Annotated in this window: 22 protein-coding genes; 16 read left to right on the forward strand and 6 right to left on the reverse strand. The window is 51.4% G+C overall.

Annotated features, from left to right (window positions below):
• Positions 1–527: 527 nt before the first annotated feature.
• From M0R33_RS17945 to truD, 12 genes are all read left to right on the forward strand, one after another.
• On the forward strand, positions 528–1205 hold the full coding sequence (locus M0R33_RS17945) for a hypothetical protein (protein WP_292572444.1): 678 nt from the start codon (positions 528–530) through the stop codon (positions 1203–1205).
• Positions 1206–1492: 287 nt separating this feature from the next.
• Positions 1493–2821, forward strand: a complete 1329-nt coding sequence (gene tilS / locus M0R33_RS17950) for a tRNA lysidine(34) synthetase TilS (protein ID WP_292572448.1) — start codon at positions 1493–1495, stop codon at positions 2819–2821.
• A 33-nt stretch (positions 2822–2854) separates the two neighbouring features.
• Complete coding sequence (locus tag M0R33_RS17955) at positions 2855–3037, forward strand: hypothetical protein (protein ID WP_292572452.1); 183 nt, start codon at positions 2855–2857, stop codon at positions 3035–3037.
• 2 nt (positions 3038–3039) lie between these two features.
• Positions 3040–3237, forward strand: coding sequence for a hypothetical protein (locus M0R33_RS17960; protein ID WP_292572455.1), 198 nt, complete (start codon positions 3040–3042; stop codon positions 3235–3237).
• Positions 3234–4706: a diguanylate cyclase gene (locus tag M0R33_RS17965; RefSeq protein ID WP_292572458.1), complete on the forward strand. Its 1473-nt coding sequence runs from the start codon at positions 3234–3236 to the stop codon at positions 4704–4706. The genes M0R33_RS17960 and M0R33_RS17965 overlap by 4 nt, the downstream gene beginning before the upstream one ends.
• Positions 4707–4847: 141 nt before the next feature.
• Positions 4848–6485 (forward strand): CTP synthase, encoded by a 1638-nt coding sequence (locus tag M0R33_RS17970; protein WP_292572460.1) that lies wholly within the window; start codon positions 4848–4850, stop codon positions 6483–6485.
• A 12-nt stretch (positions 6486–6497) separates the two neighbouring features.
• Positions 6498–7331 (forward strand): 3-deoxy-8-phosphooctulonate synthase, encoded by an 834-nt coding sequence (gene kdsA, locus M0R33_RS17975; RefSeq protein WP_292572463.1) that lies wholly within the window; start codon positions 6498–6500, stop codon positions 7329–7331.
• A 30-nt stretch (positions 7332–7361) separates the two neighbouring features.
• The gene (gene eno / locus M0R33_RS17980; RefSeq protein WP_292572466.1) at positions 7362–8645 is read left to right on the forward strand and encodes a phosphopyruvate hydratase; all 1284 of its coding nucleotides are present in this window, start codon (positions 7362–7364) and stop codon (positions 8643–8645) included.
• A gap of 206 nt (positions 8646–8851) precedes the next feature.
• Entirely contained in the window at positions 8852–9085 is a 234-nt protein-coding gene (locus tag M0R33_RS17985; RefSeq protein WP_366044223.1) for a septum formation initiator family protein, read from the forward strand.
• A gap of 1 nt (position 9086) precedes the next feature.
• Positions 9087–9782, forward strand: coding sequence for a 2-C-methyl-D-erythritol 4-phosphate cytidylyltransferase (gene ispD / locus M0R33_RS17990; protein WP_292572468.1), 696 nt, complete (start codon positions 9087–9089; stop codon positions 9780–9782).
• The gene (gene ispF, locus M0R33_RS17995; RefSeq protein ID WP_292572471.1) at positions 9779–10252 is read left to right on the forward strand and encodes a 2-C-methyl-D-erythritol 2,4-cyclodiphosphate synthase; all 474 of its coding nucleotides are present in this window, start codon (positions 9779–9781) and stop codon (positions 10250–10252) included. The genes ispD and ispF overlap by 4 nt, the downstream gene beginning before the upstream one ends.
• A gap of 112 nt (positions 10253–10364) precedes the next feature.
• Positions 10365–11390 (forward strand): tRNA pseudouridine(13) synthase TruD, encoded by a 1026-nt coding sequence (gene truD / locus M0R33_RS18000; protein ID WP_292572474.1) that lies wholly within the window; start codon positions 10365–10367, stop codon positions 11388–11390.
• Positions 11391–11466: 76 nt separating this feature from the next.
• Here the strand turns inward: truD and M0R33_RS18005 are convergent, their stop codons facing one another.
• Positions 11467–12195: a hypothetical protein gene (locus M0R33_RS18005; protein ID WP_292572477.1), complete on the reverse strand. Its 729-nt coding sequence runs from the start codon at positions 12193–12195 to the stop codon at positions 11467–11469.
• 249 nt (positions 12196–12444) lie between these two features.
• Here M0R33_RS18005 and M0R33_RS18010 point away from each other — a divergent pair, with 249 nt between their 5' ends.
• The 4 genes from M0R33_RS18010 (at position 12445) to M0R33_RS18025 (ending at position 15767) form a co-directional block, all read left to right on the forward strand.
• Positions 12445–12705 (forward strand): hypothetical protein, encoded by a 261-nt coding sequence (locus tag M0R33_RS18010; protein ID WP_292572480.1) that lies wholly within the window; start codon positions 12445–12447, stop codon positions 12703–12705.
• Between the two features lie 67 nt (positions 12706–12772).
• A complete protein-coding gene (locus M0R33_RS18015; protein ID WP_292572483.1) occupies positions 12773–13702 on the forward strand; it encodes a DUF6345 domain-containing protein in 930 nt (309 codons plus the stop codon).
• Positions 13703–13760: 58 nt separating this feature from the next.
• Positions 13761–14894 (forward strand): hypothetical protein, encoded by a 1134-nt coding sequence (locus tag M0R33_RS18020; protein ID WP_292572485.1) that lies wholly within the window; start codon positions 13761–13763, stop codon positions 14892–14894.
• Positions 14895–14978: 84 nt separating this feature from the next.
• Positions 14979–15767, forward strand: coding sequence for a hypothetical protein (locus tag M0R33_RS18025; protein ID WP_292572488.1), 789 nt, complete (start codon positions 14979–14981; stop codon positions 15765–15767).
• A 611-nt stretch (positions 15768–16378) separates the two neighbouring features.
• Here the strand turns inward: M0R33_RS18025 and M0R33_RS18030 are convergent.
• The 5 genes from M0R33_RS18030 to M0R33_RS18050 form a co-directional block, all read right to left on the reverse strand.
• Complete coding sequence (locus M0R33_RS18030) at positions 16379–19075, reverse strand: nitrate reductase (protein ID WP_292572490.1); 2697 nt, start codon at positions 19073–19075, stop codon at positions 16379–16381.
• A gap of 172 nt (positions 19076–19247) precedes the next feature.
• A complete protein-coding gene (locus M0R33_RS18035; protein WP_292572493.1) occupies positions 19248–20468 on the reverse strand; it encodes an FAD-dependent oxidoreductase in 1221 nt (406 codons plus the stop codon).
• A 135-nt stretch (positions 20469–20603) separates the two neighbouring features.
• Positions 20604–21884 (reverse strand): alginate export family protein, encoded by a 1281-nt coding sequence (locus M0R33_RS18040; RefSeq protein ID WP_292572496.1) that lies wholly within the window; start codon positions 21882–21884, stop codon positions 20604–20606.
• A 60-nt stretch (positions 21885–21944) separates the two neighbouring features.
• A complete protein-coding gene (locus tag M0R33_RS18045) occupies positions 21945–23708 on the reverse strand; it encodes a nitrate ABC transporter ATP-binding protein (protein ID WP_292572499.1) in 1764 nt (587 codons plus the stop codon).
• Positions 23709–23718: 10 nt separating this feature from the next.
• Complete coding sequence (locus M0R33_RS18050) at positions 23719–24732, reverse strand: ABC transporter permease (protein ID WP_292572502.1); 1014 nt, start codon at positions 24730–24732, stop codon at positions 23719–23721.
• Positions 24733–24905 lie beyond the last annotated feature (173 nt).

Here is a 24905-nt window from a genome sequence, read left to right on the forward strand (position 1 = left end):
TGCCTCATTTTTGGAGACCGCTATGTCGGATTTTGACGCGGCCATTGAGCGCGCCGTTTTTATTGTCAGCCTGAATGCTGGTGTTCGGAAAATATCGGCTTTTTCAGGGACGACGATTTAATACGTTAGATTAACGAAAAACCTGTTAGCTTGATTCTTTGTAACCGCCACTTACCTAAAGTTAATTGCCGTGTTTACTTCTAATTCCAAAATCTGTGCGACTCATCACGAAACGAGGCGATTATTTTCCCAGGCCGGGCCTATTAATTGCTGAGTGACTACTGGTTTAGTGGCGTTTGAGCCGCCAAACCAGCGACTAACTCCGCACCAGAAAAACACTAACGCTCAACATAATCTCCTTAATCTGCAAAGCCTTTTTTAATCTAATTCTAATAAAAAGCCCCCTCACTTTAGCCGATTATTAAGATCACATTAAAAGCCGTCTTTCGCCTAGCAAGGCTGACCACTTAACATATACTCATAGCGGCGGGGGGAACGTCTATTACAATCAAATTAAGGTGGTATTTATGATTAGATTCAAAAATTTTATGGCCTGTGCCGTGGTTATGCTGATGGCATATTCACCGCTAAGTCATTCGGCAATAATGAGCTTACCGGGCATCCCCGAATCCGGAAACCCTAACTTCGAAAACGATGCGCAGGTTAATTTATTTGACCTTGGCGGCGACAATTATTTATTTGCCGCAACCAACTCCGGAGCTCCTTTAACCTTTAACTTGGGCTCTGAAAGCGTTGTTTCCAGCACATCCCATCCTGCATATTTTGTGTTAACCGCACTATTTTCGGGAGATGGCTCATACATTCCCAACACTGGGGCGTTATCGATTTCCGGAGAAATTCCATATCCTTTTGCGAATCTGCCTGGAGTCTTTATTAGCGGTGACTTATTGACAGCAAAATTAGATCATTTTGCTTTTGATTCGGATACGCTTGGCTTTTCCACTAATCAAATAAGCGGCTTTGGCACATTGTTTGGTTCAGCAGAAAGCGTATATCTCTCGGCAACCGGTCTTGCTAGCGCACTTGGGTTTGGTAGCGGCGCATTAATTGCCACGAGCACGCCGCTTCACGCTAGTGCCATTACGACCGTACCCGTACCGGGCGCCGGATGGTTGATTGGTTCAGCTTTTGGTTTATTCACCTTGCTGCGCAAAAACCGGTTAAATACCGAAGTCGCTTGCTAACCTAAAGAGGCATTAACAAGGAGTTTTTGCAAGATTACAACGAGAGTTGCGCTATTGTAATCAACTAGAAAGGGCCAAACATGGCCCTTTTTTTGGCTATTAGCATCATTTTGGCATCATCCTTTTTCAGGACAGTACCTTTAAAAGCGTGCTCGTATGAATGTATAGCCAGATCAGAATAAACAGTCTTGTTTAAATAGGGCAACGGCTCTGATAATTCCAGCCCTATAATATGGGTCATTTTCGAAAACGGCTTGACCTGTTCCGGCCTTTTTTATTGGCCCACCATGCCTATACTCAGCTATCAATCTGTCTCTCCCTTCATTCCAGTAACCAATGGAAACATTTTCATAGGTTACAGCGGTGGCATCGATTCGCATGTCTTGCTGCATCTCTGCGCCGGTCAAGCCGAATTACAATCCCGCATTACCGCCGTTTACGTTCATCACGACTTGCAAGCCCAGGCGGATGACTGGGCGGCACATTGCTGTCATCAAGCTCGGACATTAGGCGTGGGTTTTCTGTGTCTCCCCGTCAATGCTAAAGCCGCTCGCGGTGAAAGCCCGGAAGCCGCGGCCAGGAACGCCCGTTACCAGGCATTAAGGAAATTAATCCAGCCGGAAGATTTGATGTTATTTGCCCAGCATAGAGAGGATCAAATGGAAACCGTACTGCTGCAATTATTTCGCGGTGCCGGTATCCAAGGCTTGGCCGCCATGCCGCTAGCCACCCCGTTTGGCCGGGGCAACTTGATAAGACCGCTGTTACACACCGCCAAATCGGCCATCCGTGATTACGCACACTTCCACGACTTGCCTTGGATAGAAGACCCCAGTAATCAATGCAGCGATTTTGACCGCAATTTTCTGCGCAACGAAGTGGTGCCGCTATTAAAACAACGTTGGCCGTCTTTGGATAAAACCGTGGCGCGCGGCGCTCAACATTGCGGTGAAGCCTCGGCCCTTTTAAACGGCTGGAGTTCATCGCAGCTCAGCCGGCTGATCAATCATGAAAGCAACCGCCTGAGTATAGCCAAACTCCAAGCATTAGAGGACGCGGAAATTAACGCTCTGTTACGGCAATGGTTCAGACTGCTGGGCTTAAAACCACCTAGCCAGGCTTTGCTGCAAACCGTCAAACAACAATTTCTCCACTCCGGCCCCGACACATACTCACAGCTATTCACGCAGGGCCATGTCCTGAAAAGATACCGGCAAACCTTGTATTGCCTGACCGAGAAATCCTTTACTCCGCTACCCAGCGCGCAGGACTGGCCGGCCCATCAATCCAGCATGCAATTAGCTAACGATAGCACCTTATCTTTAACGACCGCCGACTCGGGGATCAGTCAGGCGCTTTGGCATAGCAGTCAAATTACCTTGAGGCCTCGCAGTATTGGTGAAAAACTCAAACTACCTAACCGAGCCGGCCGGCACGACTTAAAAAAATTGTTTCAGGAAGCCGGCGTCCCGCCTTGGGAAAGACAGGCCCGCCCCCTGATTTACCTGGACAATCAACTGGCCGCAGTAGCCGGTATATGGATAGCCGAATGGGCTTTCGCGCAAATGGACGACGGCTGCTACCAGATCGCTTGGCAAGCAACTCAAAGCGTGTGATGATTGCAATCAGGCAATATTGAGGGATGCAAGATGGAATTAATTCATTCCGCGATCATCGGCATGATGATTGTGATACCAACAATCTTGATCTACAAAAAAGCCGGCCTTAATCCGATATGGGCCGTACTGGTATTCGTACCCATTGCAGGCTTGCTGGCTGTATTTATGCAGCTGTGTTTCCAAAGCTGGCCTAACAGCAAGCGGGAGGATTAACCATGACCCTGTTTTTTATTTTATTGCCGGCATATATTCTGTTTTGCTTGTGGCTAGGCTACCGGATTTTGCAAAAAGCCGGTTTCGATGGGCGCTGGACGTTGATTTTGCTGGTGCCGGTAGTGAATATCATCATGATTTGGATTTTCGCCTTTAGCCATTGGCCGAATCTAAAAGCGGGCGTCAAACAAGATTTATGAGTGACAAAAACGTCATCAGACTGCCTACCATCCTCATTCCAGTGATTTTTTTTATAGTCTTCGATAGTATTGCCCTGATACTTAATTTCTGGATTTCGGACCAACTGGAAAAAAACGCCGTAGCGATTAATTTGTCCGGGCGGCAGCGTATGCTGACTCAACGCATGGCCAAATCCCTGATGATGTTGCAAATTGCCGATAACGACATCGACAAAAAAAACGCCTTCGAGGAATTTTCCAATACCGTCGATTTGTTCGACAAAACCCTCACCGGCCTTATCAAAGGCGGCATGACCCTGGGCGGCGACGGCGAACCAATTTTTCTACCGCCTACCCAAGCCCAAAACACCACACCGATAATCGCCTCAGCCGAACAATTATGGAAAATTGTACGACAAGCTATATTACCCGCACTGTCATTCGACGCCTTAGCCTCAAAGCAAAACACCAAGCAGGCCCTGCAAGCGGTACAGACCTATAATCTCAAGTTAATGGGACTGATGAATGACCTCACCACGGCGCTGGAACAAAATGCCACCGAGGAAGTTTTTTTCCTCAGAACATTACAGACCAGTCTTTTAATATTGGCGCTGCTGAACTTCAGTTTAGTCTGCAAGCGACTGCTGGAACAGGTCGGGCAATCTCAAAATAATCTGCACGCGCTGCAAAATATTATAGATTCGATAGCAACCGGCGTTATTCTTTACGACAGTAACCGCATGATTCGTTCAGCCAACAAAACAGCGGAACAATTGTTCGGCTACGGTCCTTCTGCGTTAACCGGCAAACCGTTAGACCAACTGATAATCTCCGACCGGGAACGGACCTTGGGCATCAAACGCGACAACAGTCAGTTTGTCGCCAAAATCAATACCCAAACCCTGTTCGAAATGAATCAGAAAATCGGCTTGTGCACCATTGTCGATGTCAGCGAACAGGATCATAAAGAAAAAGCACTCATCCAAATGGCTTTTTACGACACCCTAACCGGCCTGCCAAACCGCATTTTAATGATGGAGCGCTTGCAGCAGGAATTGTTACGCAGCAAGCGCGAATCCAAATTTCTGGTGGTAATGTTTGCCGATCTGGACGGCTTCAAACCCGTCAACGACAAACTGGGCCATGCGGCAGGTGACCAGTTATTAAAACAAGTCGGCAGATGTTTCCAACAATGCTGCCGCGACGTCGACACAGTCGCCCGCTATGGTGGCGACGAATTCGTGTTCATATTGACCGGTTTACAAAATCAACAGGCAGCCACGCAAACGGCTAAAAACATCATCAACAGCATTCACCAATCATTTCAGGTCAATCAACAAACGATCAAGATCGGCATCAGCATCGGCATAGCCATCTATCCCAGCGATCATTCGGAAGCAGCATTGCTGATTAAATTCGCCGACGAAGCGATGTATTTGGCTAAACAACAAGGCAAAAACCGTTTTGCATTTGCCTCGGAATCACACTAAAAATTTTCCGCGCGGTTTCCTGGCGTTTAAATAAGCGCGCCCGGTTAAACAGCAATTAAAAAGGCATACCAACCGCAAAACTGCTAAAATCAGCGTCTTTTCCGACCCCTTGCTATTCGCTAAACAGGGCGCATAACATTCATGACAAAATTCATATTTATCACCGGCGGCGTGGTGTCATCTTTAGGAAAAGGCATCGCTGCTTCTTCTTTGGCCGCAATTCTTGAAGATCGCGGCCTCAAAGTCACCATTACCAAGCTTGACCCTTACATCAACGTCGACCCCGGCACCATGAGCCCGTTTCAGCATGGCGAAGTATTCGTCACCGAAGACGGCGCCGAAACCGACTTGGATTTAGGCCATTACGAGCGGTTTTTAAAAACCACCATGGCCAAGAAAAACAACTTCACCACCGGCCAAGTCTACGAACAAGTCTTGCGCAACGAGCGCAAAGGCGATTATCTCGGCGCTACCGTGCAGGTTATTCCGCACATTACCGACGAAATCAAGCGACGGGTTTTTGCCAGCGCCGAAGGCAAGGACGTAGCGCTGATCGAAATCGGCGGCACCGTCGGCGACATCGAATCGCTGCCTTTTCTGGAATCCATCCGCCAAATGGGTGTCGAACTGGGTCACGACCGGGCTTTGTTTATCCATTTGACCTTGGTGCCGTACATCAAATCCGCCGGCGAATTAAAAACCAAACCTACCCAGCATTCGGTCAAGGAATTACGCACCATCGGTATTCAGCCGGACATTTTGATTTGCCGCTCCGAACAACCGATTCCGGCCAGCGAACGCAAAAAAATTGCCTTGTTTACCAATGTTGCGGAAAAAGCCGTGATTTCAGCCATTGATGCCGACACCATTTACCGCATTCCGTTACTGCTACGCGAACAGGGCCTGGACGACATCGTCGTCAACCAATTACGTCTGGACGTACCGCCGGCGGATCTGACTTCCTGGGAAAAAGTGGTCGACGGTCTGACCCACCCAACCGATGAAGTGAATATCGCCATCGTCGGCAAATACGTCGATCACACCGATGCTTATAAATCACTGAATGAAGCCCTGATTCATGCCGGCATCCATACCCGGCATAAAGTGCAGATCAGCTACATCGATTCCGAAACCATTGAAGCCGAAGGCACTTCGCAATTAAAAGATGTCGATGCGATCCTGGTACCGGGCGGCTTTGGCGAACGCGGCGTGGAAGGCAAAATCTCCACCGTGCGTTTTGCCCGCGAAAACAAAATCCCTTACCTGGGTATTTGTCTGGGTATGCAGTCTGCCGTGATCGAATTCGCCCGTAACGTGGTAGGTCTGGAAGGCGCGCACAGTACCGAGTTCCTGCCAAAAAGCCCGCACCCGGTGATCGGTTTGATTACCGAGTGGATGGACGAAGCCGGCGAAATGGTGACCCGTGACAAAGATTCCGATCTGGGCGGTACCATGCGTTTGGGCGCGCAAAAATGCCGTTTGAAATCTGATTCGCTGGCGTTCCAGTTATATCAAAAAGATGTCATCACCGAACGCCACCGCCATCGTTACGAATTCAACAATCAATATTTGAAACAGCTGCAAGAGGCTGGCATGCGCTTTTCCGGCAAGTCGCTGGATGGCCGTCTGGTGGAAATTGTGGAATTGCCGGATCACCCCTGGTTTCTGGCTTGCCAATTTCACCCCGAATTCACTTCGACACCCCGTAACGGCCACGCACTGTTCTCCGGTTTCGTCGAAGCAGCAGCCAAACACAAAAAACACCCTCTCGGGTCATAAACAAGGGCACTCATGAAATTATGCAATTTTGAAGCCGGGCTGGATCAGCCGTTTTTCCTGATCGCCGGCACCTGTGTGATCGAAAGCGAACAAATGTCGCTGGATACCGCCGGCACCTTAAAGGAAATTGCCGACCAGCTGAACATTCCTTTTATCTATAAATCCTCGTTCGACAAAGCCAACCGCTCGTCGATGAGCAGCTTTCGCGGCTTAGGCCTGGAAACCGGTTTACAAATACTGGAAAAGGTCAAACAACAAATCGGCGTGCCGGTATTGACCGACGTGCACGAAGATACCCCGTTGGCCGAAGTTGCCAGCGTGGTGGACGTGATGCAAACCCCGGCGTTTTTATGCCGACAAACCAATTTCATCCAAAGCGTGGCCTCCCATGGCATTCCGGTCAATATCAAAAAGGGCCAGTTCATGGCGCCGTGGGATATGGGCAACGTAGTCGCCAAGGCCAAAGCCACCGGCAATCAGCAAATCATGGTTTGCGAGCGGGGCGTCTCGTTTGGCTATAATAATCTGGTGTCCGACATGCGTTCCTTGGCAGTGATGCGCGATACCGGTTGCCCGGTGGTATTCGATGCCACCCACTCCGTGCAGTTACCGGGCGGACAAGGCAATTGCTCCGGAGGCCAACGCGAGCATGTGCCGGTACTGGCCCGTGCCGCGATCGCGGTCGGCATAGCCGGCTTATTCATGGAATCGCACCCGAAACCGGATGAAGCGCTCAGCGACGGCCCCAATTCCTGGCCCTTGCATCGCATGAAAGAATTGCTGGAAATGTTAGTAAGCATAGACCGGGCTGTTAAATCCAGCAGCCTGATTGAAACCACTTTATAAACAATTGAAAATCAAACCAAAGGCAAGCTAATGGCAAGAATAGTAGATGTAAAAGCAAGAGAAGTATTGGATTCACGCGGCAACCCAACCGTTGAAGCGGAAGTATATTTGTCCTCCGGCATCGTCGGCAGCGCCATGGTACCGTCCGGCGCCTCCACCGGCGAACGCGAAGCGATTGAATTGCGCGACGGCGATAAATCCCGCTATTTGGGCAAAGGCGTATTGAACGCGGTTAACTTCGTCAACACCGAAATCCGCGACGCCGTGATCGGTATGGACGCCGACAACCAAGCCGCTCTGGACCAAAAAATGATAGATCTGGACGGCACCCCTAGCAAAAGCCGTTTGGGCGCCAATGCTATCCTGGGCGTATCCATGGCCGCCGCCCGCGCTGCCGCTCAAGAAGCCGGCGTACCGCTGTACAAATTCCTCAACAAATCCGGCGAATTCATCATGCCGGTACCGATGATGAACATCATCAACGGTGGCTCACATGCGGACAACAGCGTTGACTTGCAAGAATTCATGATTCTGCCTGTCGGCGCTCCCAGCTTCCGCGAAGCCATCCGTTACGGCGCGGAAGTGTTCCATAATCTGGCCAAAGTATTGAAATCTCGCGGCCTGGCGACTACTGTTGGCGACGAAGGCGGTTTCGCGCCAAACCTGTCTTCTAACGAAGAAGCCATCGAAGTGATTCTGGAAGCCATCGAAAAAGCCGGTTACAAAGCGGGTGAAGATATTTATCTGGGTATGGACGCAGCAGCTTCCGAGTATTTCAAAGACGGCAAATACGTATTGGCTGCCGAAGGCCGTAGCTTCGACTCAGCTGAAATGATCGACTTCCTGGCTGCTTGGGTGGACAAATACCCTATCATCTCTATCGAAGACGGCCTGGACGAAAACGACTGGGACGGCTGGAAACTGCAAACTGAAAAACTGGGCGGCAAAATCCAGTTGGTCGGCGACGATTTGTTCGTTACCAACCCGGCGATTTTGAAAGAAGGTATCGACAAAGGTATCGCCAACTCTATCCTGATCAAAGTTAACCAAATCGGCACCTTGACCGAAACTTTGGCGGCTATCGATATGGCTGCTGCTGCGGGTTACAGCGCGGTGGTTTCTCATCGTTCCGGCGAAACTGAAGACACCACTATTGCCGACCTGGTTGTCGCTACCGGCACCGGCCAAATCAAAACCGGTTCTTTGAGCCGTTCCGACCGTGTAGCTAAATACAACCGTCTGATGAAAATCGAAGACGAGTTGGGCGATAAAGCCAAATACGCCGGTCGTAGCGCGTTCAAAATGCTGTCTTGATCTAAAATGTAGGTTGGGTTTACCCTACGAGCATAAAGCCGTAGCGTAACCCAGCATTTTTGGCCAACGTGTTAGGTTACGGCTACCGAGCTCGGCAACTGCTCCATGCGTTGCTCTACCTCCTGCATCCATGCAGTCGTAACCCAACCTACCTATTTTGAGAAGCCGCCATTAAATCCATTTTCATCCTCATCATCGCACTGATTATCCACTTCCAGTACCGGTTGTGGCTGGGCGATGCCAGCGTTTCGCAAATCAACGCCTACCGGCAACAACTGGATGAGTTGAACAAGGAATCGCAGGAAAAGAAAGATCGCAACGATGCGCTGTATGCCGAGGTACTGGATTTGCGCCGCGGTTTGGAAACCATAGAAGAACGCGCCCGCTACGAACTGGGCATGGTCAAGGAAAACGAAACTTTCTTTCAAGTGCTTGAATAGCATGAACCAATCTTTCAAATGTTGGGCCGTGGTGCCCGCGGCCGGCGTTGGCAAACGCATGCAAGCCGACCGTCCCAAACAATATCTGCCGCTGGCCGGCAAAACCGTCATCGAACACACCCTGACCCGATTATTGCAATCCGGCGCCTTTCAAGCCGTGGCCGTGGCGATTTCTGTTGAAGACCCCTACTGGCCGGAGCTGGACATATCCAAACATCCCAACGTGATGACCGCTCCCGGCGGCAAGGAACGCGCCGATTCGGTGCTGTCTGCGTTGAAAGCCCTGGAAGGCAAAGCAACCGAACACGACTGGGTGTTGGTACACGATGCCGCCCGCCCCTGTTTAACAGCCGAAGACATTCATCTGCAAATCAATACGTTAAAGGACGACGCAGTAGGCGGCATTTTGGCCCTGTCCTCGCACGACACTTTGAAGCACGTTGATGGCGCCAGCATCACCGCCACCATAGACCGCAAACATGTCTGGCGCGCCCTGACCCCGCAAATGTTCAAATACGGCATGCTGCGCGACGCCTTGCAGCAAACCGAAGGCAACCCGGCCATCACCGACGAGGCCAGCGCACTGGAAATGCTGGGCATGCAACCGAAAATCGTCGAAGGCCGCCCGGACAACATTAAAATCACCCGCCCGGAAGATCTGGCCCTGGCGCAATTTTATATGGAGCAACAAGCATGATACGCATAGGACAAGGTTACGACGTACACCGATTCAACGACGGCGACCATATTATTCTGGGCGGGGTGAAAATTCCTTACGAAAAAGGCCTGGAAGCCCATTCCGATGGCGACGTGGTATTGCACGCTCTGGCTGACGCTATCCTCGGTGCCGCTGCTCTGGGCGACATAGGCAAACATTTTCCGGATACCGACCCCAATTTCAAAGGCGCGGATAGCCGGGTATTGCTGCGCCACGTGTATAAAATCGTGCAGGAAAAAGGCTACAACTTGATCAATGCCGACGTCACCATCATTGCTCAAGCCCCGAAAATGCTGCCGCATATAGACGCCATGCGCGCCAACATCGCCGCCGACCTGAACGTGGACATCGACTTCATCAATGTCAAGGCCACCACCACCGAAAAACTGGGCTTCGAGGGCCGCAAGGAAGGCATCGCCGTGCAGGCGGCCGTATTAATCGAAAAATAGCTGGTAGGCCAGGGTGTGCGATAGCGTTCCCTGGCAATTTCGTAGCCACAACTTTAGGAATATCACGTAACCACTATCGCGGCAACATGACCTACGTTATTTTGCATACCCAATGACAGACTTTAGTTTACCCGAATGGCCCTACGCCTACAGCGGTCCGTCCGGCACAGGTAACATCAAAACCGAACCCGAAGATTTCGTGGTCGAGGAAATATTGTCTTTCGAAGCGGAAGGCAACGGCGAACATGTGTTTTTGCATATCGAAAAAATCGGCGAAAACACCGAATACATTGCCCGCCTGCTGGCGCGGCATGCCGGGGTCAGGCAACGCGATATCGGTTACGCCGGCCTGAAAGACCGTCACGGCCGCACCCGGCAATGGTTTAGCGTCTGGTTGCCCGGCAAGCTCGATCCCGACTGGTCGGCGCTGGAAACCGACAATCTGAAAATACTGCAAAGTCTTCGCCATCCACGCAAACTCAAACGCGGGGTGCTGGCCGGCAATCGCTTTAGTTTGCGCATCCGCAACTGGCAAGGCGACCGTGAGCTTTCAGACAGGCAGTTGCAACAGATCAAAAACCAAGGCTTTCCGAATTATTTCGGCGAGCAGCGTTTCGGCCATCAAGGCCGCAATATCGACAAAGCCTTGGCGATGTTCGGCGGCGTCAGAGTCAAACCCGAGCAACGTTCGATTTACCTATCCGCAGCACGTTCGTATCTGTTTAATCTGATGCTGGCCGAGCGAGTTCAGCAGCAAACCTGGCTACGCGTGTTACCCGGCGATGTGTGTAAATTGCAGGGCAGTAATAGCCAGTTTGTAGCTGAAACGCCGGACCAAATCCTGCAACAGCGCATGGCTAGCGGCGATATTCATGCCACTGCCGCACTGTGGGGCAAAGGTCTTAACCCCGCCGGCGCCAAAGTGGCTTTTCTGGAAAATGCCATCGTTGCCGACCAACCGGCATTGGCGGCGGGCTTATTGAAAGCCGGTCTGGAACTGGACCGTCGCGCCTTACGCGTCCTACCTGAAAACTTGAACTGGCAATGGACAGACGATAGTTTACAAGTCGATTTCAGCTTGCCCGCCGGCAGTTATGCGACGGCTTTATTACGTGAACTGATCCGGACTGCGATTTAGGTCTGTCCATTCATCAAACAGCGTCGTAGGGTTTGCTGAACAACGCGCTGCGCATCCTAAGCTGGTGGGGAGCAAATCATGCAGAAAGCGCTTCGGCCAGCGCTCGAAGTAGTTTTGCCCCATCACCACGCCATGCGCTGCCGTGCATGCACGCTAGTGTTTTCGGATTTGTCGCGGCCAGCCTCTCAAGCATCACTCCTGCGTGCTTCGTGTATGAGAAGTAATCCATCGCCTGACGGAATGCCTCGCTCGGCCCAAGAATGTCCGACTCCGTGACGGGCGGGAGATCGGCGCCGCCCTGCGTGAACAAGTCGCCGCATAGTAACGTAGCGGTTCGTTCCTCCATCAGAAAACCGCATTCCCACGCGTGCGGCAGATGCGGCGCGTCCAGCCAACGCACGCAGTGCTTGCCTAGAACAAGCAACTCTCCGTCGGCAAGCGCGCGGGGTGCCCGATCAGCGAGGTCACTAATCGATACCATGGCTGCAACCGTACCGCACAATGGTACGGACTGCGGAGCAACGACAAGCCATTCATTGAGCGAGCCGCACTCATCGGCCTCAACATGGGAAAATCCAATGTAACGAAGGCTTTCGACGGGCAAAACGCTTCCCACCGCTTCCCGCACCAGCGGAAACAGCTTTCGCGGACCGGTGTGAAACAGCAATGGCTCGTCGCCCGCGATGAGGTATTGATTGAACGAAAATCCGCCCGCACCTTCGATTGAGACCGGCGTGTTAATGCGATAAATTCCGTCAGCAACCTCATGTACATTCGTACCGGACTGACTATTGGTAACGGTCATCAGACCCTCCTTTTACCCCGACTGGGTATTAATGGCGTTCAGTTGTTTATCGACCAAAACGAAAGAAATGGACCTCCCGCCCCCAAGCGGTGTCACATTGCTCCCGAGAATTTTAACGGCGCCAAAAGAAATCCCTCTCATCATCCCGGCTAGCGCCTTATTGCAGTAGCGCCGTTTCAATCGGCCTACTGCAATGCGCAAGCGCCACTAGCGCCGTCACGCACATAATAGCCGATAGATTGAGCACCGTTGGCTGCGGCAATAATGTTATTGCCGACACTTAAAAAGACCGCGGTTGATATTCGAGCGAAAGCAAAGCCAACAAACCTTGTCAAAACATCGAGACAAACGCCAGCCCTATACTATTTATTACAGCTTGTCTACTGGACAATTAGGCAAACGGTTGCTACTGTTAATTGCGTGCGTGACATCGCTCACATCTTAAATGCTATGGGTGATGACGCCCGCATTGTTATGCATATCGGCAAACAGGAAATCTGCTTTGCTTAATCAAGAACAACACAATTGCATAGCATCTCTACATTAAGTCACTCCTTAAACCCGACGGGAGGTAAACATGAGTACTTCATTCAATCTAGTACGCCCTACACATATACGCTGGCTTGCAATCCTTTCCACACTATCGTTCACGCTTGCGAATTCGGCTTACGGCATGGAGGTCAAAGCATTTGCAATCGGTGACTTTGTCCCATCCAGTTCCGGAGGCTGTGGCGGTAGCGATCGCACAACATGGCCCTCAATGGTGGATGCGTGGTATGACCATATGGCAGTGCACGGACATACCAAAGACGGCCAATACACGGACGGCAATATGACCATTCAACGCTTTTGCGATCCGGACTCGATTGGCGGTTGCCTAGATCATCTTTATTTAGACGAAGCCGACGCCGCCATGATAGCCACTCACGGCGCCGACAGTGGCGACCACTGGCAGGGAACCATGCGCTACAGTTATGCCAATAACTGTGCCTTAGACGCCGGCGGCAACGCAATCGACATGAATGTGGGAGATGTCGATCTGGAATTTTTACACTTATCCTCCTGCAACAGCGCAGATGACGACAACCTAAATCCAGCAGGCAATCTTGGAGTAAGAGAAGCTTTAACCGACCCGGTAGACGGTGGTTACGCTCATTTATGGACGGGGTTTCATGGCGTCATGTATATCGGTAGCGGTTATATCAGCGACTATTCGGATTTTGCCCACGATGCGCATTCGGTTGGAATCGCCTACTCCTGGGTTACCAATCACTATCGTCCTGATTCAGTTGACTGCGATTGGTACGACCCCTTCGGCTGGTTTGGAACCTGTCAGGACATTTGTCCGGTAGCGGTTTCGCAAGGCCAAACCAATGCTCGAGCCTGGAACGGTATTCAATACGAACGTTATAACAACGTTTATTCAGATCCAACCGGTAATAATTATTGGTATTGGATGGGATATTTGGGATGTGATTCGGTCAACGAAACAGGATTTAACCCCTAGCACCGGCTTTCACACATATTGATTACACCCATCTAAAATCAACATAGCGGAGGCAGTTATGTTTCAGAGCACACAAAAAATACTTAAACGATTGATATTCTTGATTTTTGTCTTGAGCTTCAATCAGACATACGCCCAAACAGCACCCTTATCTATCGAAGAAATCGTTGCACAGCTGGAAAAAGCGACCCCATCCATCATTGGTAACGAAAATTCCAAACTAGTCATCGACATGATGGGCGCAAGGTTAGGTAAACCCATCAGTGACGGTTTAAACATAAAAAGTTCGATTTCTAAAGTTTTCGGGCGACGCTTACCCAAATTCGACCCGGATTGTTCGCGTAAACTTACTGAAAGCGGTGATATTTCGCACGATCTTTGCACTGCATCAAGCGGCGATAAAGCCGGCGGGGGTGCCTATTTAGAATTTAGCTGGAGTAAAAGTCTTGATCTTGGCAGCGTAAAATATTTACGTCGAGATGCTGACGGCAGCATTGATCCGGCGAATATACCTCCCGTCAAACTGTCCGACGACGAGGCCTACAATAAAGCGATTACCTTCTTAAATGACGTTATGGGCGTCCCGATGGAAGAAATTCCAGTAGCGCCGACAAATGCTGTTCGCCGCTTGCCCGTCAGAACATTAGCAGTTGGTCAAATAGGACCTAAAGGCGAAAAGAACGTTGTCGGCATGGCCAAAGTTGTTAACATTCCGCGAGGCCTCATGGCCAATATCAAAGACCCGGCGAGCGGTCGAGAACTTCCGTATCTACCCGCTCCAGGCAGGGCAATAGTGGTATTAAATGATTTAGGCGTATTACAGGCCAACGTTCAAAATTGGAGCAATCTGGAAAAATCGGCCATGGTAGATCCCAAAAACGCAAAGTCAAGAGATGATTTAATTAAGGAAATCGCCGAATCGATGCTGCAAAAAAATCTAACTAAAATTGGCAAAATTTCAGTGGTACCCGTCATTAGCAGTTTAGACCCCAAACTTAGCGCATCCACCAATGACGATAAGCATTTGGCTGGGTTATTACTACCGGCGGTACAAGTATTTGTTTCAGTGACGCCTAGAGATCCCAGCGAAGATGAGCAAAATCGCTCAGGTCCGGATACTGCGGGCTTTGCCGAAACATTTGCGCTTGTCGATTTTCCTACTGAAAATGCCCCCGACGACGATGATAATTAAATTATTCGGCTCACTAAAGACTTTATTCTTACATCTGAGTATTCCAAATAGATTTTTCCAAATCAATTTTGTGGAGAGGACATAATGAAATATAAAAATCCGTTTAATCTTTTACCAATAAAAGCCCTACTAATAATCGGCAGCGTAGGCTTGGGTTCGGCTCAAGCGTCGGTGAGTCTACCTGGCGGCGATATATTTTTAAATGGCGCTTTTGATGAACTCAGTTATGGCAGTACCGGCTTGGCTTATATCACGCCATTTTTGTATACGGGCGAACTGACGGTTACCGAGAGCCCCACTACCACCGCAACTACCACTGATTTGACCTATAGTTACGCCCTCAACAATCTTGGCAGTTCCATGGCCACGATTACCTACCGGATCGGGAATACCGGCTCGGATGCTTTTACCGATCTAAGATTTATTTTAGATGCGCAAGTTGATGGTTCGGGAAGTTTTTCAGATGTTGGCGAAACTGTTCCGGCGCCATGGGGTGCTGCTTTAGCCGGCGATCCGGACCAATTTCAAATCGCCGATTTCAATGACGACTTGCCGAATACTATCGGTGCAAATAATGGCTTAAACGGTAGCGATACTTGTGGCGGCACCTGCGATGTCGATTTTGCTTTACAGTGGAATTTAGCGCAGATCAATCCCGGCGACATTTGGACTATTATTGTCGGCTTATCCGATAACGGCCAATCGCTATCCAGCCGTTCACTTAGGGCTACATCGACAGACACGGCAAACACAGCCCTCACCCTCTCTGGGCATGCCAATGTAAGCCAGGTACCGTTACCGCCAACATTCGTCCTGTATTTGCTTGGTTTGGGTGCAATGAGTTTCAGCAAGTTACGCACCGGCAGGCTCTAAAACAGGATCGCCGGCAGCATTGGTTTCAGACAAATTAAAACCAATAGCATAATTCAAACACAACGTCTTTAACCCTATTAAAGTATTCCGGTTTGTTCAACAGCAGGGACGCTGTTGCCGACGGGATCGCTCTAAAAATCACCTCAATACAGAAGATTTCTAAAAGGCTTATAACAATCTCGCCGGCAAGTGGAATGGGATATTAGTACCTTAAAATCACCTTGGGTATGGAAACCTCCAGCCGTCAAATGACCACCTAATCCATGCTTTCATAACCAAAACCAAGGCATGAATCAAGAGAAGAAGTAAAAAAATGCCGCAAATGGATCAAGTCATGCAATCAAGCAAAAGACCCAACATCCGTTGCGGCTTTCAATTTGATGCCAGCAAAATGAAAGACCCGACCCTAAAAAGCTTTAATTGGTTTGCATTTAGCTGGTAGGTCAGGGTGCAGGATAGCGTTCTTTGGTTAATTTGCGCTTTTAGCTTCGAATGTCAACTAACTGCTGTCGCGGCAACATGACCTACCTGACTGACCAAATGCCCTGTTTCACAAAGATTATTAAATCCCGAAGTCCGATCAGCTACCGGACTTCAGAGCCGATTAGAACTTAATGTCCAATAACCGCAACCTTACCCGCATCGGCTAACAACGTTTTCAACTCCGGCAAACAAGATCCGCAGCCGGTACCGGCACTCAGGCATTCGCCTATACCGGCCACGTTGTCCAGTTTATGTTTGGCTATGGCCTGTAAAATGGTTTTTTCGCCGACGTTAAAACAAGAGCAGACGGTACGCCCTACATCCTGCTCGCCTTGCGGCGGCAGGCCGCCGAGCAGGCTCAGGCGTTCCCTGCGGGTTAATTCCGGCTTGGCAAACAGGCTGCACAGCCAACCCGGTTCCGGTAGCCCGCCTTGAGCGGTGACAAACACACAGGCCGATAATCGCCCCGCTTCGATACTGGCCATTCGGTAGTCGCCGATCTCGATATCGCTAAATTCCAGGGATTCGGACGGTTCCTGTAACTCATTCGCTAACAGCGTTTTACTCCAGCTCCGCAACTCGTCGATTTCAGTCTGCCCAGCCAAGTGATAACGCCAATAGCCATCGCCTTTGACTTTGATTTGATATTCGACACCGCCAATCCGTAAGGCTTGCCGCGACAGCAGCAAGGCTTGCCAGCGCGGTTGCCAGGCTTCGATCCGTACCGGCGTTTGTTTACTTTCCGGTTGCCCGGACAACGGATCGACCACCGGATTGACTAAGGCACCCACCCTGCCCCGACTACTGAATTGTTCGGTCCAATGCATGGGCACGAATAAACTGCCGGACTGCTGCGAGACAGTGATGTCCACCCGCGCCAACATACTGCCCCAGCGACTGGTAATCAGCGCCATACCCGCATGCTTCAAGCCGGTGCGCAAGGCATCCTCGGGATGAATCTCCACCGTCGGTTCCGGCTTATGGCTGTTCAATTTGGCGGCTAACGCGGTACGGGTCATGGTATGCCATTGATCCCGCAGGCGACCAGTATTCAAGGTAAACGGATAGTCGGCATCGGTGGCATGAAACGGCACCCTTGGGCTGATTGGAATAAAACAGGCCCTGCCCTGTTCCGTATAGAATCGGCCGTCGCTAAACAACCGTGCTGTGCCGTGCATGGCCTTGGCTGTAACCGGCCATTGGATGGGCGGCAAGGCGTCGAACTGGGGTTGATTGATGTCGGCAAAGGCGGAAATATCGAAATCCCTAATGCCATGTTCGCTATCGTTTTCAAACCCGGACAAGGCCGCATGTTCTCTAAAAATTTCGGCACTGCTTTGATAGTCGAAGCCGGTAAAACCCATGCGCTGCGCAATCTGGCAAACGATCCACCAATCCGGCCGGGATTGGCCGGAGGGCGCGAATAGCGGCCGCTGCCTGGAAATACGCCGTTCCAGATTGGTCACCGTGCCGTCTTTTTCGCTCCAGCCGGTGGCCGGCAGCTTTACATGGGCAAACGCCATGGTATCGGTATTGGCGATGCAGTCCGACACCACTACCAGCTCGCATTGCTGCAGGGTGCGTTTGATCTTGTCCGCGTTGGGCATCGATACCACCGGATTAGTGGCCATGATCCATACCGCTTTGATCCGGCCGTCAGCAATGGCATCGAATAATTCCACGGCTTTAAGGCCCTGTCGATTGGCGACACGATCACTGCCCCAAAACCGCCCGACTCTATCCACATGTAGCGGATTTTCCAAATCCATGTGCGCCGCCAGCGTATTGGCCAGCCCGCCCACTTCCCGCCCGCCCATGGCGTTGGGCTGCCCGGTCAGCGAAAACGGCCCGCAGCCGGGCTTGCCGATCTTCCCGCTGGCCAGATGGCAGTTAATGATGGCATTGCATTTGTCCGAGCCGGAACTGGATTGGTTAATACCCTGCGAATAAACCGTCACTACTTTTTTTAATTTGGCGAACCAGGCAAATAACTGGGCCAGATCATGCGCAGGTAAGCCGCAAGCCGCCGCCAATTCGTCGAAAACCACGGCGCTGTCCTGGGCCGCGGCCAAGGCCGGCACGAAATCCTGGCAGTGCCGGTCAATGAAATCCCTGTCCAGCGAGCCCGTCTCGGCCAGATACGCCAACAATCCATTAAACAGCAAGGCGTCCATGCCGGGCTTGATGGACAGATGCAGATCGGCAATATCGCAGGTGCTGGTGGCGCGCGGGTCGATGACCACAATCTTCAAGCCCGGGTTGCTTTCCTTGGCGCGGCGGATGCGTTGAAAGGCGACAGGATGGCACCAGGCGGCATTGGAACCGACCAGCACGATCAGCTCGGCTTGCTCCAAGTCTTCGTAACTACACGGCACGGCATCGGCGCCGAAAGCGCGTTTGTAGCCTACCACCGCCGACGACATACAGAGCCTGGAGTTGGTATCGATGTTGGCCGAACCGATGAAGCCTTTCATCATTTTGTTGGCCACATAGTAATCTTCGGTCAATAATTGCCCGGAAACATAAAACCCCACCGCATCCGGACCGTGTTCGGCGATGATGGCGGCAAAACGTTCGGCAACATGGGCCAATGCGCTCTCCCAGTCTGTGGTCCGGCCGTTGATTTCCGGCTGAAGTAAGCGGTTCTCCAAGCTGACGGTATCACCCAACGTGGCGCCCTTGGAACACAAGCGGCCGAAATTGGCCGGGTGCTGCGCATCGCCCTTGATGCTGACAATATGCTTTTCGGGGTCGACCAGCGTGGCTTCAATGCCGCAACCGACACCGCAATAGGGACAAGTAGTTTTGATACTGGACGGACTCATGGTTTCTTCCTTAGGCGATTTCCCGAGCAAAATATACCCAACTGATTGGTGTTGTTGTCTATCTACTTAAACTCAAAAAAGTGACATCGCCCAGCTATGCGCGCTTTTTCGAACCTTATCGCCAAACAAGATTCCGCCGCGATAGGGGTGTATTTATGCCTGACATTTTCCTTTATGCCGCTAAATCAACCGGATTGAAAATCAGCCGGTCGCGCATAGCGACAACATTAGTCCGGTTTTTGACCAGATTCAAATACCAGGCGCTGCCACTGGTATCGCCGTACATAATCATGCCGGCGATGACGTTGTCTTTTAGGACGATTTTGCGATACACGCCTTGGGCATGGTCGATCAGCACCTGCCGATGGCAAGTGGAGTCGCCTTCAAAATCGCCGACCGAAAACAAATCGATCCCGGTCACTTTCAACATGGTGGCCGACAATAAAGTCCGGTAGGCGGCCGACGCGCGACCCGCCAAGTGTTGCGCGCAGACCTTGGCCTGTTCGTAGACCGGCGCCACCAGGCCGAATATTTCCCCACGATGCTCCACGCATTCGCCCACCGAATAAATATTTTCGTCGCTGGTTTGCAACGTGTCATTCACCAGAATGCCCCGTTCGCAGGCCAAGCCCATGGCTTGCCCCAGTGCGATGTTGGGTTGAATGCCGGTGGCCATTACCAAAATATCGGCCGGCAGCAAACTGTTATCGCTGAGCCGCACACTGCCGATGTGCTCATCTTGACTGATAATTTCGCTAATCGTCACACCCAGCCGAAACTCGATGCCTTTATCTTCCAGTTGCCGTTGCAGAAATCCGGCCGCCTGTTTATCCAGCTGCCGGTTCAATAAATGCCCGGCACGATTCACTACCGTAACCTGCATGCCGCGCTGCATCAAACCATTGGCGGCTTCCAGGCCCAGCAAGCCGCCGCCCAGCACCACCGCGTGCTGTTTGGTTTGGGATTTTTCTATCATGGTTTGCACATCGGCGATATCCCGAAACCCCATAACGCCTTCCGTTTCCCGCCCCGGAATGTCCAACATCAGCGGTAAGGAACCGGTCGCAATCACAAGCTTGTCGTATTCGGCGCTCGTGCCGTCCTTGGCTATTACCCGCCGGTTAGCCCGGTCGACAGCGACGACGGCCTTGTCCGTTCCGCAATACAGGGTTATCCGGTTGCGCCGATACCAGGCAAAGTCGTGAATCATGATGTCGTCTACGCTTTTGGCCCCAAACAACAACGGCGTCAGCATGATACGGTTATAGTTGCCGTGCGGCTCGGCGCCGAACACGGTAATTTCGTATCGATTCGGCGCCAGTTGAAGTAATTCGTCAACGGTGCGCATGCCGGCCATACCGTTGCCGATGACGATAAGTTTTTGTTTGTTCATGTTGGTACTCGTTGATTTAGTATGTCGCTAACGCGACGGTTTAGTTGGTAGTCGGTTTTCGGGCCGGCCTTATAACCAGTGGCGACGAAGGCGACACAATAAAATTCCTCTTTACAAAAGCAGGAAAACCAGAACTCAAAAGCTGACATTCGCCTGCAACCAGATTTTCTGGGTATCGGTATACGCGGTGTTATCGGCGTTGAAATTGGCGTATTTCGCCAACAAGGAATAATGCTTACCGAATTTTTTCAGGATGGAAAAATCCCATTCGGTACCGTATTGCACCGAGCCGGTGTCGTCCTTGAAATCGTGGAATACGCCGGTAATGATCAGACTGTCGTTCATCATTTTGTAGCTGGCAGTTGCGAATACATCGCGAATACCGTTGGCCGGCGTGGCCAGGAACAAATCCGCCCAGCCCTGGAAAGCGTGATTGGTACCCAACGGGGTTTGGAACGCTTTGGTGGAAGTGCCCACCCCTCTGCCAAGACCATTTAATTGCTCCATCGCACCGGAGACTGTCAGGTTATAAGCGCTGGCACCAGCCATCAAATTGATCCGGTCGACCTGATAGCGGTTGGGGTTGTCGCCATAATCGGACTGATTGCTCCATTCCGCGGTATATATGGCATTGACCTTGTCGAAAAATCGAGGCGATTTTCCGTCGAAACGCAACCCGTAAGTCTGCGTGGATTTAGCATAGTTCGCGCTTTCCCGATAATCCAACCAATAGCCGTATCCGACCAAATTCCCCCACTCGCCCACTTTGTAGTTCAGGTTCAAAATCGGTGCATTCAAGGTATCGGTAGTAGAGGCGACGCTTTGCACATGATCGATATAACCGGCATTGACGGTCAGGCCGAAAATCGTCTGGTTTTTGTGGGTAATCAGAATCGAATCGTAGGTTTGTTCCATTTGCCGCCAGCCGACGTTACCGATAAAACGATCATCGTCCAGCTTGATGCGTTGGCGACCGACTTTAACCAAAGTATCGGGAATACCTTTATAACTCAGCCAGAATTGATTCAATTCGCTTAAGTCAGGGTCGACCACCGTGGAATACTGAGTACGGCGATTACGGGTACTGTTGTAATCCTCCTGCAAGGCATAATTACCCTCGTATTCCGCGTAGGCCTGCAAGTCATAAAAAGTCGGCGATAACAAACCCAGCCGCAACCGGGCGGTATTGGCATTAGCGGTTTGCGGATTACCCGCGCCTTTATCCTGATCGACATTTTCCCAGCGATAGTTCAAGTCCATTTTGATGGCGCCGTTATTACCGTAGTGATAAAAATTCAAGGCATCTTCCACTTCCTTGGTGAAGTCGGCCTGCGCCGGCGTGCCCGCCAAGGACATGGTTAGCAAGGCTCCCGGCGCCAAGCGGGAAGATAACGGTTTGCTGGTTTGCGTCGGCATAAAGCCCCCTAGACTGGATGAAAAAAATCGCTTGGTTAACATAGATTGACTCACAAAGATTTAATGGGGGTGATCGCATTCCGACAGGAAGGTCAGCAGACTTTCCCGGTATTTGTAGTAATCAGGGTGCTCTAACAGTGCTTTGCGACTGCGCGGCCTGGGCAGGTCGATTTCCTGAATTTTGCCGATTTTGGCGTGAGGACCGTTGGTCATCATCACTACCCGGTCGGCCAGTAAAATGGCCTCGTCGACATCGTGGGTGACCACAATGGCGGTGACGTGGGTGCGTTCCCAGACTTCCATCAGCACTTCCTGCAATTCCCAGCGAGTCAGCGAATCCAGCATGCCGAAGGGCTCATCCAGCAACAGCAATTTAGGCGACAAGGCAAAGGCGCGGGCAATGCCCACTCGTTGCCGCATGCCGTTGGACATCTCTGCCGCTTTTTTGTACAGGGCATCGGTCAGACCCACGCGGGTCAGATAGTATTCGACGATATCTTCGCGTTCGGTTTTGGAGGCGTGCGGATAAACCTTATCCACCCCCAACATGACGTTTTCGAACGCAGTCAGCCACGGAAACAGGCTGGGAGCCTGAAATACCACGCCGCGATCCGGGCCGGCACTATCGATTTCGCGGTTATCCAGAATAATGCCGCCTTCCGAGATATCGGTCAGGCCGGCGGTCATCGACAGCACGGTGGATTTACCGCAGCCGGAGTGGCCGATGATGGAAATGAACTCGCCCTTTTTCATCTTCATATCAAAACCGTCCACCACCTTGACGGTACTATTGCCGTCCGGGGTAGGGTAGATTTTCGATAATCGGGTGAATTCCAGATAACGAGGCTTGCCCAAATCGCTGGGCTTGGGCTTTAGAGCCGTAGTATCCAGTTTCCAGTCGTTACTGGTATTGGGACGCACAGCGGGTAATTTGATTTTGTCGCACTCTTCTGCTTCGGCTTTCCGCATGCCGATGTTCATCAAATAACGGGTGATATCGGCCCGCAGGCGCTTGAACGCTTCGTTATGATTTAAGGCGGTACGATCGCGCGGACGCTCCAGATCGACATAAAAATCGGGACCGAAGCAGGCATCCGGCCCCGGATTCAGCGGTATTACCCGATCGGCCATATAGATGGCTTCGTCGACGTCGTTGGTGATCAGAATCACGGTTTTTTTGTCCTGTTCCCAGATTTGCAGGATTTCGTCCTGCAAGTTGCCGCGGGTCAGCGCATCGAGCGCACTGAGCGGCTCGTCCAGCAACAGAACGTCGGGATTAGCGGCCAGGGCGCGGGCTACATTGACTCTTTGCCGCATGCCGCCGGACAGTTCGGCAGGCTTTTTATCCATGGCCCGACCCAAATTGACCATCTTCACGTATTTTTCGGTGTGGGCGCGGCGTTGTTCCGGCGTCCAGTCCTTGAAAATCGCATCCACCGCCAGCGCCACGTTTTCGTATACGGTTAGCCACGGCATCAGGGAATAGTTTTGAAACACCACGCCACGATCGGGGCCGGGTTCGCTGATAGGCCGGCCGTTTTTCAACAACAGGCCGCTATCGGCTTGCAGCAAACCGGCAATCATGGATACCAGGGTGGTTTTGCCGCTACCGGAAAATCCAACAATGGCAATAAACTCACCGGCTTTGATCGTTAAATTGATGTTACGCAAAATCGAAGTTTTATCTTTACCTTCGCCGTAAGTTTTGCAAACACCTTTTAACGCCAGTAAGTCTGGCTGCGGGTTCTCAATCAGTTTAATCGTTGCGTTTTCCTGTTTGTGAACGGCAAGGTCGATGATTTTTGCCTGGACTGCTGCACTCATAAATTTGGCCTCAGATTTTGCTGAATGAAAACAAGGTTTGTAGCGATTGCATGATGCGATCGAGGATGAAGCCGATAATGCCGATAGTGAACACCGCCACCATGATGCGGCCCAGGGAATTGGAGCTGCCGTTCTGGAACTCGTCCCAAACGAACTTGCCCAAGCCGGGGTTTTGCGCCAGCATCTCGGCGGCGATCAATACCATCCAGCCCACTCCCAGCGACAGCCGCATGCCGGTAAAAATGTAAGGCAGCGCGGAAGGTAAAATGATGCGTTTGATTTGGGTCGACCAATCCAGCCGCAACACTTTGCCGACGTTCACCAAGTCGCGGTCGATTGACGAGACGCCGACCGCGGTATTGATCAGAGTCGGCCACAGCGAGCACAGCGTGACCGTTACCGCCGAAGTAATAAACGACTTGGCGAACCAGGAATCGTCGCTGGTGACATACACGGCGCTGACCACCAAAGTCACAATCGGCAACCAGGCCAGCGGTGATACCGGTTTGAAAATCTGAATCAAAGGGTTGATGGCGGTATTGATTAACGGGCTCATGCCGCACAAAATCCCCAGCGGTACGGCCAGAAGCGTAGCGATCAAGAATCCAGCGAATACCGTGTATAAGCTGGTGATAATTTGGTCCAGGTAGGTAGCTTTGCCGGTATAGGGTCGAAATTTGATTTCGGCGTGAGGATCTTCGGCCAGTTTTTCCTGATTACGCAGCTCCTGGCGTTTATAAAACTCGACCATTTTGACTTTTTCGGCAAAATGTTCATCCACCAAGCCGTCCACTTCATGCCAGACCGCCGCTGGCCCGGGAATAGCGCCCAAGCTGGTGTTAATACGGGATGCTGTCACGCTCCAAAGCCCCAGAAAAACCACGAAGGCTATGATGGGCACCCCCATAATCAGCCACAATTGACGCAGCTGTTGGCCGGGATTTTCGCCGGCCGCAATTTTGACCACCGGCACAAACCAGGTCAGACCGGTGATGTTGAAAAATTTGATTAGCTTGTTACTCATCGTCGTTACCTTTAATCGAAGTAAATCCGTAACCCATGGTAGATTTATCCCCTTATGCCGCGCCGAGCACCGGGGTGACTTTTATCGTTCCTACGCTCCGGGTGGGAACGCATCTTGAACCGCTTTGCAGTTCGGGACGCTGGAGCGTCCTTTACCGGGTTCCCACGCAGAGC

Source organism: Methylomonas sp. (assembly GCF_023228165.1).
Taxonomy (GTDB): Bacteria; Pseudomonadota; Gammaproteobacteria; order Methylococcales; family Methylomonadaceae; genus Methylomonas.